15 protein-coding genes and 1 tRNA gene are annotated in these 14,409 nt (G+C 41.3%); 1 reads left to right on the top strand and 15 read right to left on the bottom strand.

Going from position 1 to position 14,409, the window contains the following annotated elements; translation table 11 throughout:
- Positions 1–18: 18 nt before the first annotated feature.
- The 14 genes from MED217_RS17020 to MED217_RS16955 all read right to left on the bottom strand — a co-directional run bounded on the left by MED217_RS17020 (position 19) and on the right by MED217_RS16955 (position 13,266).
- The gene (locus tag MED217_RS17020; protein WP_009781804.1) at positions 19–420 is read right to left on the bottom strand and encodes a VOC family protein; all 402 of its coding nucleotides are present in this window, start codon (positions 418–420) and stop codon (positions 19–21) included.
- Positions 421–426: 6 nt separating this feature from the next.
- A complete protein-coding gene (locus tag MED217_RS17015; protein WP_009781803.1) occupies positions 427–1,029 on the bottom strand; it encodes a MarR family winged helix-turn-helix transcriptional regulator in 603 nt (200 codons plus the stop codon).
- Positions 1,030–1,111: 82 nt separating this feature from the next.
- Entirely contained in the window at positions 1,112–2,047 is a 936-nt protein-coding gene (locus MED217_RS17010; RefSeq protein WP_040533016.1) for a 2-hydroxyacid dehydrogenase, read from the bottom strand.
- A gap of 17 nt (positions 2,048–2,064) precedes the next feature.
- Positions 2,065–2,475 carry an acyl-CoA thioesterase gene (locus MED217_RS17005; protein ID WP_009781801.1) on the bottom strand — a complete coding sequence of 137 codons (411 nt, stop codon included), beginning with the start codon at positions 2,473–2,475 and terminating at the stop codon, positions 2,065–2,067.
- A 69-nt stretch (positions 2,476–2,544) separates the two neighbouring features.
- The gene (mgtE, locus tag MED217_RS17000; protein ID WP_009781800.1) at positions 2,545–3,897 is read right to left on the bottom strand and encodes a magnesium transporter; all 1,353 of its coding nucleotides are present in this window, start codon (positions 3,895–3,897) and stop codon (positions 2,545–2,547) included.
- A gap of 133 nt (positions 3,898–4,030) precedes the next feature.
- Positions 4,031–4,888 carry a 16S rRNA (adenine(1518)-N(6)/adenine(1519)-N(6))-dimethyltransferase RsmA gene (gene rsmA, locus MED217_RS16995; RefSeq protein ID WP_009781799.1) on the bottom strand — a complete coding sequence of 286 codons (858 nt, stop codon included), beginning with the start codon at positions 4,886–4,888 and terminating at the stop codon, positions 4,031–4,033.
- 30 nt (positions 4,889–4,918) lie between these two features.
- On the bottom strand, positions 4,919–5,245 hold the full coding sequence (locus MED217_RS16990) for a DUF4286 family protein (protein WP_009781798.1): 327 nt from the start codon (positions 5,243–5,245) through the stop codon (positions 4,919–4,921).
- A 34-nt stretch (positions 5,246–5,279) separates the two neighbouring features.
- Positions 5,280–7,022 (bottom strand): tetratricopeptide repeat protein, encoded by a 1,743-nt coding sequence (locus tag MED217_RS16985; RefSeq protein WP_230199284.1) that lies wholly within the window; start codon positions 7,020–7,022, stop codon positions 5,280–5,282.
- A 127-nt stretch (positions 7,023–7,149) separates the two neighbouring features.
- Positions 7,150–8,418, bottom strand: coding sequence for a serine--tRNA ligase (serS, locus tag MED217_RS16980; RefSeq protein ID WP_009781796.1), 1,269 nt, complete (start codon positions 8,416–8,418; stop codon positions 7,150–7,152).
- A 122-nt stretch (positions 8,419–8,540) separates the two neighbouring features.
- On the bottom strand, positions 8,541–9,899 hold the full coding sequence (locus tag MED217_RS16975; RefSeq protein WP_009781795.1) for an HTTM domain-containing protein: 1,359 nt from the start codon (positions 9,897–9,899) through the stop codon (positions 8,541–8,543).
- On the bottom strand, positions 9,892–10,827 hold the full coding sequence (locus MED217_RS16970) for a bifunctional riboflavin kinase/FAD synthetase (protein WP_009781794.1): 936 nt from the start codon (positions 10,825–10,827) through the stop codon (positions 9,892–9,894). Before MED217_RS16970 ends, MED217_RS16975 begins: the two co-directional genes overlap by 8 nt.
- Before the next feature lies 1 nt (position 10,828).
- Positions 10,829–11,449: an aminoacyl-tRNA hydrolase gene (gene pth, locus MED217_RS16965; RefSeq protein WP_009781793.1), complete on the bottom strand. Its 621-nt coding sequence runs from the start codon at positions 11,447–11,449 to the stop codon at positions 10,829–10,831.
- Between the two features lie 216 nt (positions 11,450–11,665).
- On the bottom strand, positions 11,666–12,295 hold the full coding sequence (locus MED217_RS16960; RefSeq protein WP_009781792.1) for a 50S ribosomal protein L25/general stress protein Ctc: 630 nt from the start codon (positions 12,293–12,295) through the stop codon (positions 11,666–11,668).
- Between the two features lie 29 nt (positions 12,296–12,324).
- Positions 12,325–13,266, bottom strand: a complete 942-nt coding sequence (locus tag MED217_RS16955) for a ribose-phosphate pyrophosphokinase (RefSeq protein WP_009781791.1) — start codon at positions 13,264–13,266, stop codon at positions 12,325–12,327.
- A gap of 308 nt (positions 13,267–13,574) precedes the next feature.
- Between MED217_RS16955 and MED217_RS16950 the strand changes: the two genes are divergently transcribed.
- Positions 13,575–13,654: transfer RNA gene (locus tag MED217_RS16950), tRNA-Leu, on the top strand.
- A gap of 163 nt (positions 13,655–13,817) precedes the next feature.
- Here the strand turns inward: MED217_RS16950 and MED217_RS16945 are convergent.
- Positions 13,818–14,372 (bottom strand): Riean_0653 family protein, encoded by a 555-nt coding sequence (locus tag MED217_RS16945; RefSeq protein WP_009781789.1) that lies wholly within the window; start codon positions 14,370–14,372, stop codon positions 13,818–13,820.
- Positions 14,373–14,409 lie beyond the last annotated feature (37 nt).

Here is a 14,409-nt window from a genome sequence, read left to right as displayed (position 1 = left end):
GTTTAGAAATATGGGAGATTATTCTTCACTATCATCTAAAAATGACGTATCTACCGGTTCCCATAGTTCGATTTTATTGCCTTCCGGGTCTAAGATCCAGCCAAATTTACCGTAATCATATTCTTCCATTTCTCCTACGATCTCGACACCTTCTTGTTTTAAAACCTCTAGCAATTCGGCTAAATTTTCTACTCTAAAATTCATCATGAATTGCTTCTCGCTTGGAGAAAAATAGGAGGTATCCTGCTGAAAGGGGCTCCACTGTGTTGAGCATTTATTTCCATGTTCATCACGCCACCAGAACGTCCAGCCATATTGGTCTGTAGGAATTCCTAAATGTGTTTTGTACCAGGCTTTAATTGCATCTGGATTTTGGGTTTTAAAGAAAAATCCGCCCAATCCGGTTACTCTTTTTTTCATAATGTATTATTTAGGTTGATGTTTAGGACAATCTATTCTTCGATTTTCCGGGGGTAATTGAACGCGTAATTCCATACAAAAGGCGTGATTGATACCATCTGAACGATAGGCTTTGCAATCTTGACACGATCTGCTTAAAGCGACAGTATTTTCTTTGTTCAATTTAGATAGTATGGAAAACAAACTATTGTAGAGTTGCTTTAAATCTTCTGTATGTTCGGTATTTAAAGCTTCATAAAGTGTTGTCGCAGGTTCGGTAAGTTGTGCAACGACTTCTTTTCCTTTTTGGGTAAGCGTAATATGAAAACGTCTATTGTCTTTGTAATTGAGAACTTTGGTGAGCAGTTTGCGTTGTTCAAGCGTTTTGACACAATCGCTAATCGTTGCTTTGGTAACTTGAAATTCTTTAACCAGTTGACTTACGGTATTTTCAGAAGGACCGTGATAAGCAATAAAGAATAACAATTTTTGTTGAAGCGGGGAGAAGCCATTTTCTTTTTGACTTGCCCATTGCATCGTTTTAAAAGCATCAGCGAGTTTGTCAAATGCAGCAGCAGACCGAGCGGCAAGATCCTGATTTTGAAACTGCGGATTGTAAAGGTGTTGCATAGAAGTGAAATTTCACTTCTAAGTTATAAAATATATCTGATAGACAGCGAACTATCTCTATTAGTTAGGATTCCTAAACAATTTATAGTGCTAGGATTTTATCTACGATGGTTTGAGCGAGTTTGATTTTACTTTCAACAGTCCATCCTGCGATATGGGGTGTAAGTACTACATTTTCTGCCTGAATTAAGTATTGCAGCGGTTCGGGCATTTGCTCGGTAGCTGTAAACAGATTTTCAAAGGAGAGTTTTTCATACTCCAGAACATCAAGTCCGGCACCTAAGATTTTTCCACTTTTTAAGGCTGCTGTAAGATCAGCTGTTACAACACTTTTACCTCGTGCAGTATTGATGAGCCAAAAGGGTTTTTTAAATCCGTTGATAAATTCAGTATTAACCATTTTATCGGTAAGTGGCGTCCACGGCGTGTGTAAACTCAATACATCTGCACGTTGCTGAAGTTCTTCTAAACTCACCTGAGTGGCATTCTCGTTGCCTAAATCCGGACGAATATCATAACAGAGCACCTCGCAGTCAAAGCCTTTCAGTTTTTTAGAAAATGCATTTCCCATATTGCCATAGCCTATGAGTCCTACCGTTTTACCTTCGAGCTCCAATCCGCGGTTTTTCTCACGATTCCACTGACCTGAGCGTACTTCCGCATCTGCTTGCTTCAGTTTGTTGAACAACATAAGCAACATGCCCAAAGCATGTTCACCCACGGCATTGCGGTTGCCTTCAGGAGCTGCGATCAAAGCGATTCCTTTAGATTCGGCATAGGGTATGTCAATACTTTCCAGACCGGCGCCCACACGCGCAATAAATTTAAGATTGGTTGCCGCATCAAGAAATTGCTTATCGATCTTAAATCTGCTGCGAATGACCACCCCTTCATACTGATCGATTTTTGCTTCGATCTCTTCTTTTGTAGAAGTATAGTCTTCCTCATTAGTATGACCGGCGGCTTTGAGTTGCTCGATCATCAATTCGTGGTTGCTGTCTATATGTAGAATTCTCATAGTTAAAAGTTGGATGCTTATTGATTAACCTCTTCGTAGTAAGCAGTAAATGTCTCGGGCACACGCATTGGTTTACGGGTTTGCATATTCAGCAGACACCAGTTTGTGATGGAGGTTGCAAGAATTTTGTTGTCTGAAGGTCTAAAGATTTTAGTCCGGCGAATAGAACGAACACCTTCAAACTTTTCGACCCAGGTTTCTATCGTGATCTGCTCGCCTTCAAATGCCGGAGCGTGATATTTGATCGTATGTTCCAAAGCGACCCATGCGTATTTTTCAAGCATTTCTTCGGTTGAATTGTGCTGCCAGTGGGCTTCTGCGACATCTTGAACCCATTGTAAATAAATCACATTATTTACGTGGCCTAAGCCGTCAATAGCTTCGGCGGGAACGGTAATGTTTAGCTTAAAGGTTTTTGCATTCATCATTGTGCAAAAATACGAAACTATAAAGGGTGCGTGCCTGTTATAGCCAGTTTTGAGAAGAATTTAATAGGTTTAAAAGCCTAAAATAAGTTTGGCAATTAAAAAGTAAGTAAGGATGCCAAAGACATCATTGCTGGTTGTAATAAATGGACCGGTTGCTACAGCCGGATCTATACCTCGCTTGTCTAACACAATCGGAATAAAAGTGCCGATCAAGGCTGCCAAAATAATAACCGCAATGATCGCAACACCAATGCTTACCGACTCTAAATAGGTGGTTTCAAAGAAAAAATGGCTAATGACAAGTACCACTGTTGCAATGGCAAGACCGTTAATAATGGCCAAGGCACATTCTTTAAGTAAACGTCCTGCAATATTGCCTTTTAATGAATCGTTAGCCAAACCTTGAACGACGATCGCGCTAGATTGTACACCCACATTTCCGGCGGTAGCCTGAATGAGCGGAACAAAAACAAGCAGCTTGGGGAAAGTTTCAAAGATACTGTTGAATCCGGTAATGATACTCGCAGCTCCAAGCCCGCCAAACATCCCTATCAATAACCAGGGGAGGCGTGCTCGAGTGAGTTTTAAAAGGTTATCATCGGCCTCTACTACTTGCGAAATACCTGCTGCCATCCGGTAATCTTCGTCGGCTTCATCTCTAATGAAATCAAGAATATCATCTACCGTAATGCGACCCAGCAAAACTCCAGCATCGTTGACAACCGGTACCGCTTCAAGGTCATATTTCTGCATAATACGTGCAACATCTTCTGCGGTATCGTGCACGTTTACCGAGTCTACATTGGGAATATAAATATCTGAAATATTCGACTTGGCTTCAGCGGTAAGCAGGTCTTTAAGCGAAAGTCTCCCGATAAGGTGATCGTTTTTGTCAACCACATAAACCGAATGTACGCGGGTTACATTTTGTGCCTGTGCCCGCATTTTACGCACACAACCGGCAACTGTCCATGTTTCGCGCACGCGTACAAGTTCTTTTGCCATAAGACCACCGGCAGAATCCTCATCGTAGCGCAACATCTCAATGATATCGCGCGCGTGCTCCTCATCTTCGATCGCATCAATTACCTGCCGCTGAATGTCCTCATCCAGTTCAGATAAAAAGTCAACCGCATCATCGGTGTCTAGTTCGTTAAGTTCGTCTGCGATTTCCTGAGGGGAGAGGTTGTCAAGAATTTCTTCCCGATAATCCTCATCAAGCTCCATCAAGGCTTCAGAAGTTTTCTCGCTGTCCAGAAGCTTGATCAGATAGGTAGCTTCTTCCGTAGAGATCTCGTCAAGAATTTCGGCGATATCGGCGTGGTGAACCTCTTCTAAAAGCGCGAGAATACTCGTGTTATCACCAACTTCAATAAAGTTTTCAATCTGCTCTATAAGGTCTTCGGTAAGTTCAAAAGCCATAGTCGCTACTTTATTGAGGGTTTGTATTTTTTTGAGTCAGGCAAATATAAATAAAGTCAACACAGATTTAGGGCGCTTTAAGATACATTTACCCTCTTGCCGTGGCGAAAACGATGTACAAGCGCAGAAGCTTCTAACTACGTCCTGCTTTATCGTTTGTAATGTCTTGTGTTAGTTTTATAAAGGCCTCGACGCTTAGTTGTTCAGGACGCATATTGAAGATTTCGCTTTCGCGAAAGGCATCACTCAGTTCTAATTGCTTGAGGCTGTTTCTAAGGGTTTTTCGGCGTTGCTGAAATGCCATTTTTACCACTTTGTACAACGCATCAGGATCACAGGCGAGGTCTTTATAATTGGGTTTACGGGTGAGTCTTAAAACGCCGCTGTCTACTTTAGGCGGCGGATTAAAAACGCCGGGCGGTACCGTAAATAAGTATTCGGCATCGTAAAACGCTTGTGCTAATACTGAAAGAATTCCGTAGGCTTTGCTGCCCTCTTTCTCGCAAATACGCTGCGCCACTTCCTTCTGAAACATTCCGCTAAATTCAGGCACTTGATCGCGCCACTCGAGCATTTTAAACACGATTTGTGTCGAAATGTTATACGGGAAATTCCCGGTGATCGCAAAGGCTTGGTCACCAAATAATTTGCTGAGATCAAACTTGAGAAAGTCGGCTTCTACAACATTTAAAGTACAGCCTTCCATAAGTTGCGGATGCTCTAACGGAAAGCTGTGATTAAGGTACACGATAGACTCGCTGTCGAGATCCATCGCGGTTACGTTGCTGTCTTTGCGCAATAAATATTTGGTGAGTACACCCGTCCCGGGACCGATCTCTAAAACTTCAGAATAACCGTCATAACTTAATGTTTCGGCTATTTTTTTTGCAATGCTTTCATCCTTTAAAAAGTGTTGACCCAAATGCTTCTTGGCCTTTACAGGATCTTCTGAAGCAGTTTTTTTATGGGTACGGGTAAACTTTTTTTTCATCAATAGGATTTAAGCGAGTAGGCTAAGAGCTTACTGTGGTTTGAATTCGGTTTGTTCAGAAATGATCTCTAACTCGGTTCTAAACATAAGTACTTTATCGCCAAAACGACCGGCTTCTTCGCGAAGTTTTGGAGCGTCTTCTTTATAGTAACGTGCTAAAGAATCTTTGCTCTTTGCGGTATATTGAATCGAATAGCTTTGACCACCCATTTCTTCTTTAACCAAAACTTTGGTCATCAGGGCTTTTACAAATTTACCTGTAGCAAGCATCTCTGGGATGTGCTCGTTACGAATCCAGTACAACCAATCTGTATGTACGCTGTCGTCTACATTTACCGTAACATTATATATAATCATAGTCAATTATTTTTTTGGTCGGCAAAGATACGCATCAGTTAATCGCGTCACCTCTTAATTTGCGGTATTTTTGCTGTGCATCTACATAAAAAATACTGTCTGCAAAATTAAAGATGATGCTTTCATACTGTTCCTTAGCTTTCTCGGGTTGTTGCAGCTGGTCAGCATATAAATTGCCCAATCGGTAATGTGCGTCGTCTGCCAGAATATCGTCGCCGTGCTTTTCTAAAATGAGCCTGTAATTTTGCGCTGCGAGATCGTACAAACCTTTAATCTCAAAAAGCTTAGCTTGTTCTAGTAAGGTCTCATCTTCAATCGCTTTATCCTTGTGCTCGGCCAACAGCGTGTTGTAGACTTCAAGCGCTTCATCTTGTTTGTTTTGAAAAAGCAACAAATCTGCTCTGGCAAATGTTTTAAGTGCAGTTTGTGTAGAATCGTCAACCGTGTTATCTGTGATCAACAAATAAAGATCTTGCGCGTCGTTTGCGATCAATTGCTCTGCAGAAGATTTTAAAACTTTCAATTGGGTTTTTGCCCATTCAAAATCTCCCTTATAATAGCTAGTTTTGGCCACTTTAAAACGCGCTTCCTGTGCCAAAACGTTATCTTTTAAATTCTTCTGAATCTGAGAATAATAGATGAGCGCAGCGTTAAAGCGTTCTTCGAGAACCAGAATATCGGCGAGCTCCATTTTGACACGGGCTTCCTGAAAACGGTTCAGTTTTAGATCGAGGGTTTCTTTTAAAAAGGCCGAAGCTTCTTCTTTTTTATCTTGATTGAAGGCTAAAAAGTGTGCGTATTTGGTTTGTAGCTCGAGTGTTTCGGTAGTTTTTCCGAACTGGTTGAGTAAGCTTTCAAATTCGGTTTGAATCGCTTTAAAATCTTCGGTATCATTTTTCAGAATCCGAAGATCAAGCAATTCTTGATGCGCAAAAAGCCGCATCTCATCACTTGGGGCTTGAGCTACAAGATATTCATATATCGAGCGCGCCAGATCGTAAGCTTCATTTTCAACAGCGACCGCGGCTAAGGTGAAAACCCCATTGAGATTATTGTTGCGACGGGCAATCGCCTTTTCCTGAATAAAGGCTTTGTTGTATTCTTGCTGCTGAATGAATAACCAACTCAGCAAACGGTTGTAGAGCAAATTAGGGTCTTCCTGAAGCCGTTTCAGCAAGAGTTTTCTAAAAATTTGATTGGCTTCATTCTCGGCATCTTCGGTTATAAAATCATTGAATGAGCGTTGCGCTAAACTTTGATACCTATCATTCTCGAGAATAAGATTGATGTAAGCATCAAACATCTGTTCAATTTTGCCCTGTTCGCCATAAATGCGCGCCAATTCTACATTGAGATAAATGCTATTGAGGCCGGCCTCTTTTGCAATGGTATAAGCCGTAGCTGCCTGATCGAGCAGGCTGTAGTTTTTAAAACTTCTACCCACCATATTGGCTAGTGGCGGATTTTCCCGTACCTGATCGAGTATTTCTGTATAAAGTTTTTGCGCTTCGGTATCTCGACTTTGTAGTTGGTAGTTGTAGCCCAGATCAACTTTTAGAAAAGCAAGACTTTTTGATAACGCCAAGGTTTTAAGTAGCACTTCCTGTGCTTTGTCGTACTGCTCTAGTTGTTGATAAGCTTCGACAAGACTGTTGACTAGACTGGTGTTTCCGGGTGTTTTTTCTACGAGGCCTTCGTATAAAATAGCTGCTTTTTCATAAGCGCCTTGTTGCATATAATTGCGTGCAAGCAAATCTTCTTGAGCCGAAAGCTTCAAAAAGAAAATTAAAAAAAGGCTTATAAAAAACGCGCGTAACACAGGCTCTCGATTTGAGTTAAAGATACTAAAGTTAAAGCAGTATTCTTCTCTTAAACGAAAGCCTGTTTACGCTAGTATTTAAAACTTATATTTTGTCAAACCCGCAATACGGTATCAAAACTTCAGGAATGTTGATGCCGTCTTCGGTTTGATAGTTTTCGAGAATTCCGGCAAGTACGCGCGGTAGTGCAAGCGAACTTCCATTAAGTGTGTGTGCCAATTGTTTGTTGCCTTCCGCATCGCGGTAACGCAGCTTTAAGCGGTTTGCCTGAAAGGTTTTAAAGTTTGAAACACTGCTGATCTCTAGCCAGCGATCCTGAGCGGTAGAGAACACCTCAAAATCATAGGTTAGGGTAGAAGTGAAGCCCAGATCGCCACCGCAAAGACGTAAAATTCTGTAAGGTAGTTTTAATTCGTCAAGAATCATTTTTACGTGTTCTACCATTCCGTCTAGGGCAGCATCGCTATCTTCAGCCTTCTCAATGCGCACAATTTCTACTTTGTCAAACTGGTGCAAACGGTTAAGACCGCGTACGTGCGCCCCGTAAGAACCAGCCTCACGGCGGAAACACGGTGTGTATCCCGTGCAAGTAATAGGCAAGTCTTTTTCCTCAAGCAAGCTGTCGCGGAACATATTGGTTACCGGTACTTCGGCCGTTGGGATCAAATATAGATCGTCTATACCTATGTGGTACATTTGCCCTTCTTTATCAGGAAGCTGACCTGTACCAAAACCTGAAGCTTCATTTACCAAATGTGGTACTTGTACTTCATTGTAGCCTGCAGCGGTATTTTTATCTAGAAAATAGTTGATGAGTGCACGCTGTAAACGCGCTCCTTTTCCTTTGTAAACAGGGAACCCGGCGCCGGTTACTTTGGTGCCTAATTCAAAATCGATAATGTCGTATTTTTTGGCCAATTCCCAGTGCGGAAGGCTGCCTTCTGCCAAGACAGGAACGTCACCTTTGCGGAAAACCTCTTCATTGTCCTCGTCGCTTTTTCCTGCAGGAACGCTGTCTTGCGGAATATTAGGAATCGTATACAACAACTGTTCTAGTTCTTCAACGGTTGCACTAAGTACCTCTTGAAGGTTTTTAGAGTCTTCTTTCAGTTTGCCGGTGCGCTCTTTAAGCAAGTTTGCTTTTTGAGCTTCACCATTTTTAAAAAGCATCCCGATCTCCTTAGAAAGTTTGTTGCTTTCTGCGAGTGTGTTGTCTAAGGAAGCCTGAGTGCTACGGCGTTTTTCGTCAAGTTCAAGAACCTGATCAAAAATTGCGGAAGCCTCAAAATTACGCTTGGTAAGTGCTTGAATATAGGCTTCTTTGTGGTCACGAATGTCTGTAACGTGTAGCATGGCTTTTAATTTTAGACGGCAAAAATACACAAATGCCCGTGAAAACAATCAAGTAACTCAATCCTAATTTCAGGATGATTACTGCATATTTTTTCTTGGAACTTATGGGTTGTGAGCAGGGACTACTCCAGAATTTGAGTCGCGTAGGGAGGTTTCAATTTTTCGTTTTTCAAAGGCGAGGGTAAAATCCACTCGTTATGCCAGAAATAATCCCATTTTGCGTTAGCCATATCTACGTCAGGGTCAATCAGGCGGTTTAAACCCCCACCGTTTACGCGAATTCTACAATCGACATAAATGGCGACTTGCTTGCCTTCTTTAGCAAAATCTTCTTTAATGCGCTGGCAATACTGCCAGATCACATCGGGTTTTGAAGCGACCACACGTTGTTGTTTTCGGGAGAGTTGTTCACGATGGTTAAACGGAAGTTCAAGGCCGGTTTCTTTGTCTATAACTTTAAAATTAATGATTCCGCCCTTGGAGCGCAACATCATCCGCCAGCTCAGGCGATGCCCTTCTTCATTCCAAAGTACATCGTCTTTGATGATCCAGTGCCTTAAGGGAAGTGCGATCTGAATGATAAAATACATACCGAAAAAGACCAAGATGGGCTTTTGATAGTTGGGTCTTATAATCTCTTTTCCGGTATACAATTCTTTTCCTTTTAAAAAGATGTTTCTGATGGTTTCCGGTGGAAAAAAGAACAGTGTAAATGCAAGCGACATATACGGAAAGATCCCAATATGAAAAATAAAGGAGTTGAAAAGATGAAAAAATATCGAAATGAAAAAGGCGATCTTTCGAGTAGGTTTAAACAATAATGCCGGGATGATCAAGCCATCGAATAAAATTCCAAAATAGGCGATGCACCAATGCACCCATTTCTGCTGAAGAAAATCACCCACCAGCCAATAATCCTTACGCGCTTCCATAAGTTGCGCAGCCATACTCGCATCGAGCCAATCGGGATATAATTTAGCGATCGAGGCGTAGGTGTAAACAATCCACAATTGTGCGATGATGATGATGTACACCCAGCGGGGCATACTTATGTTTTTCAGACTAGGATTGTGCTTTACATCAAGAGATAAATACCTGTGTGCGGGGAGGCAGGCCATGATTCCCAACAAGAGCATCAAGAGGTAATAATGGTTGTTGTACGATGATTTTTGCATCAAATACACACATGTCCACATCAGGCCGTAGGCGATCACACTAAAGCGGTACTTGAAGCCCAGCATCACAAAAACGCCAAACAACCCCATCACCCCGTAATAATAGTACATGCCATCGCCGGGAAGTGGTTGTAGAAAGTCAAAACCTATAAAATTAAACGTAAAATCACCTTCGAGTAAGGTTTTCTTGATCCATCCTGTGGCGATAGCGCCCCAGGCTTCGGCGGTAATAAGAAAGCCAAAAATCACCCTAAAAACGATAAGGGCGCTGTTGTCTACACGTTTATACAGCCATTGATCAAGCATTCAGTTTTTGAATAAAGTCTCGTGAAAATTTTTCATCGGCTTGCATGGCCGCGATAAGTTGGTCAACCGAATTGAACTTTTTCTCATCGCGAATGCGGGTTAGCAATTCAATTTGCAAGTGCTGATCGTACAAGTTGGCATCAAAATCAAAGAAAAAGGTTTCTATAGTAAGATCGCTTCCGCCCACGGTAGGATTGGTGCCTATGCTCATCATGCCATAAACACGTTCATTTGCTAAAGTTGCCTGAACGACATAAACGCCTTTAGCCGGGATCAATTTATAGTCTTCTTCAATTTTTAAATTAGCTGTGGGATAGTTGAATTTTTTCCCCAGACCTTTTCCGCGAGAAACAATACCGTTCAACATAAAAGGATAGCCTAAATATTCGTTGGCTAAAGTGATGTTTCCTTCGTCGAGTGCTTTTCTAACTTTGGTAGAACTCACCGCCACATCATCAACATCTTGCTTAGAGATCTCTTCAACCTCAAAATCATATTGTTCCCCAAAAGCTTTTAGATCATCAATATTGGCATTGCGGTTTCGGCCAAAACGATGATCATAACCTATGATGACTTTTCTGGCTTTTAATTGATCTACAAGGATATCTTTGACAAATTCTTCTGCGGTAAGTCTCGAGAATTCTTGCGTAAACGGGTGAATGATCAAATGATCAAGACCGCAAGCTTCAAGAAGTGCGATGCGCTCATCTATGCTGTTTATGAGTTTGATTCCCGTGTCTTTTTGCAGCACCATACGCGGGTGCGGAAAAAAGGTAAGCACCACAGACTCTAAGTCGTTGCTTTGCGCGCTTGCCAATAGGCGATCTATGATCTTGCGATGCCCGAGATGTACGCCGTCAAAAGTGCCAATGGTCACAACGGTGCCTTTTAAACCGTCAAATGTATCTGCTGAAGTATGTTGTTTCAATTTATTTGCCGTTGTAAGCGTTCATCGTATTTGCTATTCCCGAAGCTATAAAACTTTCGATTACCTTGCACGAGATGTCCATTCTTTCTGGCATATCGAGTTCTTCGTCTTTATCCCATACTCCCAAAACATAATCTATTTGTTTCCCGCGGCTAAAGCGATCACCAATTCCAAATCTAAAGCGTGGATACTTGGTTGTTGAAAGTTGATTTTGAATGTCTTTTAATCCATTGTGTCCGCCGTCGCTGCCTTTGCTTTTTACACGAATGGTCCCAAACTCAAGATTAAGATCATCTGTGATCACCAGAATATTTTCTATACTGATGTTTTCTTTTTGCATCCAGTATTTTACTGCTTTTCCGCTGAGGTTCATATAGGTGTTGGGCTTGAGTAGAACCACAGTACGTCCACGCACTTTGGTGTATGCGACATCACCTAGTTTTTCGGTAGACCAGGAAGTCTCTTTTTCCTGCGCATAAGCATCGATGATCTTAAAGCCGATGTTGTGTCGTGTGTTATCATATTTGGGCCCAATATTCCCCAAACCTATAATTAGGTATTTATTCATAGGATCTATGCTTTCTTTTTTTGAACCGAAAAGCTTGCTGAAAAAGCCTGACATATTTTAAAACAATCGTGTTTTTTGTAGCTTTTAAACGTCCTTGCTGAAGCTTTAGACTTCGCAAGTTAACCTTTGCAAATTTATGATTTTGTTGCGTTTTGGACGCAGAATAGGGTTAAGCTTATCAGAAAATTGCAAAACTGAAGGGATTCAGAAACGTCAAAAAAAAACACCCGACAGTGCGGGTGTTTTAAAATTGAATTGGTTTCCCAATATTTATTCTGCAGCGTCAGCAGCTTGTTCTGTAGCTTCTGTTCCTTCAGTTTCTTCATCTTCATCCTCGTCGTCCATATCTTCAACAACGTTACGTGAAGTTCTAACTTGACAAACAACGGTGTTGTCTGGGTGAAGGTATTTCCACTCTCCTTGCTCGATACCTGTGATGTATAATTTATCACCAATTTTAAGTTTGGTAATATCTGCAACAACATAATCAGGAAGGTTTTTAGGCAATGCCTTAACGCGAAGTGTACGATATGTTTTACGTAGTACACCACCGTTACGTACACCTCTAGAGTTACCCTCGTAGTGTACAGGAATAGTCATAGTTACCTCTTTACCTTCAAAGATTTGATAGAAATCGATGTGAAGTATGCGATCTGTAACCGGGTGAAATTGAATGTCCTGAAGGATCGCCATATAGGTGTTTCCGTCAAGCTCCAAAGTCGCGGTATGCGCATCTGGAGTGTAAACCAAATCTTTAAACGCAATTTCTGGTGCGTTAAAATGAACTGGCTCGTCTCCTCCGTATAATACGCAAGGAACCTCTCCAGCATTACGTAGGGCTTTAGTTGCCTTTTTGCCCACGCTTTCTCTTTTAGATCCTGTGATCGTGATTGACTTCATTTAATTATATATTAAGTATTAATAAATTACTACATTAAAAATTTTGATGCTATAGACGTGTTGCTATGAACACGGTGCATAACATCTGCAAACAAATCTGCACAACTCAAGATGCGCACTTTGCTGCTTTCTTGCTTAGGCGGAATACTATCGGTTACGATAAGCTCTTGAAGTTTACTTTTTTCAAGACGCTCGTAAGCATCACCGCTCAAAAGCGCGTGTGTACAAATTGCTCTCACGCTTAACGCACCACGTTCCATCATCAGGTCTGCAGCTTTGGTAAGCGTTCCGGCAGTATCAACCATATCATCTGCCAGAATAACGTTGCGCCCCTTTACATCCCCAATAAGCTCCATATGGCTTATTACATTTGCTTTCTCACGCTGTTTGTAACAGATTACTACATCACAATCCAAAGCTTTAGAATAGGCATAAGCTCTTTTAGAACCACCCATATCTGGCGAAGCGATCGTCATGTTTGGTAAATTGAGAGACTCCAGATACGGTAAAAACACAGTTGAAGCAAATAAGTGATCAACCGGACGCTCAAAGAATCCCTGAATTTGATCTGCGTGCAAGTCCATCGTAATGATACGGGTTGCACCGGCAGTCTCTAATAAATTAGCTACCAATTTTGCAGCGATAGGAACGCGAGGTTTGTCTTTACGATCCTGACGTGCCCATCCAAAATACGGCAACACTGCTGTGATATGACGTGCCGAAGCGCGTTTTGCAGCGTCTAACATAAGAAGCATTTCCATCAGGTTTTCACTGCTTGGCATCGTTGAGCCGATGATGAAGACCCGTGAACCGCGAATAGACTCTTCAAAAGAAGGTTGAAACTCGCCGTCGCTATAGGTAGATGTAATTATTTTGCCCAGCGGTTGCCCGTAAGCCTTAGCTATTTTTTCGGCCAAATCCCGGCTTTGTGTGCAGGGAAAAATTTTCGCATCAGGGGCTGATAATGACATGGTTATCTTATGTTTAGATTTGCTAAAAGTATAAGAGGCTGCAAAAGTATAAATTAAATTGGCTTCTAAGTATTTATTTGCGATTTATTTGATCGAAGATTGAGAATTTTTATTACTTTTGCGGTCCATTAATGCCTCGGTGGCGGTCCCGATTATTATCGGGAGGTAGATGTGCCTCAAAAGCCGTTTATATTTAAACCGGATTTTATTAATGGTTGAAGAAGCTTCAACGCGAATTGAAGCTCGTAAAAGAGAAAAATACTGGAAGTCTGGTGTTGGTAAAGAACAACTTAAGACTTTGACCTAATGCCTCGGTGGCGGAATTGGTAGACGCGCTGGATTCAAAACCCAGTTCTTAGGAGTGTGGGTTCGATTCCCACCCGGGGTACAAAAGCCTTTAAGCATTGCTTAAAGGCTTTTTTTATACCCAAATGGGTTTGTTCAATTTGAAATTCTGTATTTATATTTAAGGTTCTTTGTAATACTTATTAAAACCGAAAATTAAAAAAGAAGTAGCGTAGGTAGTTTTTGTTTCTTAAATGGTATGTTGATTACGGAATATAGTGCATATCAAAGCGACCATCAGTTATATCAACCGTTTCACCTTGATCATTGATAGCTGTAAATGAGAACGTGCCAGAGATAATTCGTCTCGTTTCGTCCAAAGCCAGAATTAGTAGTTGTCCCTCATAATTCTCATTAGTAGAGAATCTACCAAGTGAACCAGCAGAGATTAAATAATCCCCCCAACTTGATTCTTTGACATTCGGAATCGTTAGGGGAATTATTTCATTAACTACAAGAGGCTTGTTTTTCTGACTATAAAGTATCCTTACAGATTTGGATGGATTAGAATTTTCATTTATAAATAGTATAAATGTATATTCATCTTCTCTTTTTGCATATTGACATCTTAATGTAGATTCATTTGCATTTCCCTTTGGTATCAAAACTTCACCGTTTACCAAGCAACCTGCTGTGTTAGCACCTACTGTGGTCTGTGGAGGAAGTTGCTCAATTGGGGGGAGATTGCTGTCATCATCATTACTACAAGAACAACAAACACCTGTAAATACCAGCAATAGAACAAAACAGAAACTTTTCATAAGAACTCTTTTCTTAAAGGTATACAATTCCTTAATG

The sequence above is a fragment of the Leeuwenhoekiella blandensis MED217 genome, assembly GCF_000152985.1.
GTDB lineage: Bacteria > Bacteroidota > Bacteroidia > Flavobacteriales > Flavobacteriaceae > Leeuwenhoekiella > Leeuwenhoekiella blandensis.
The sequence above is the reverse complement of the archived record's forward strand: the minus strand, read 5'-3'. Positions and strand labels throughout refer to the sequence as shown.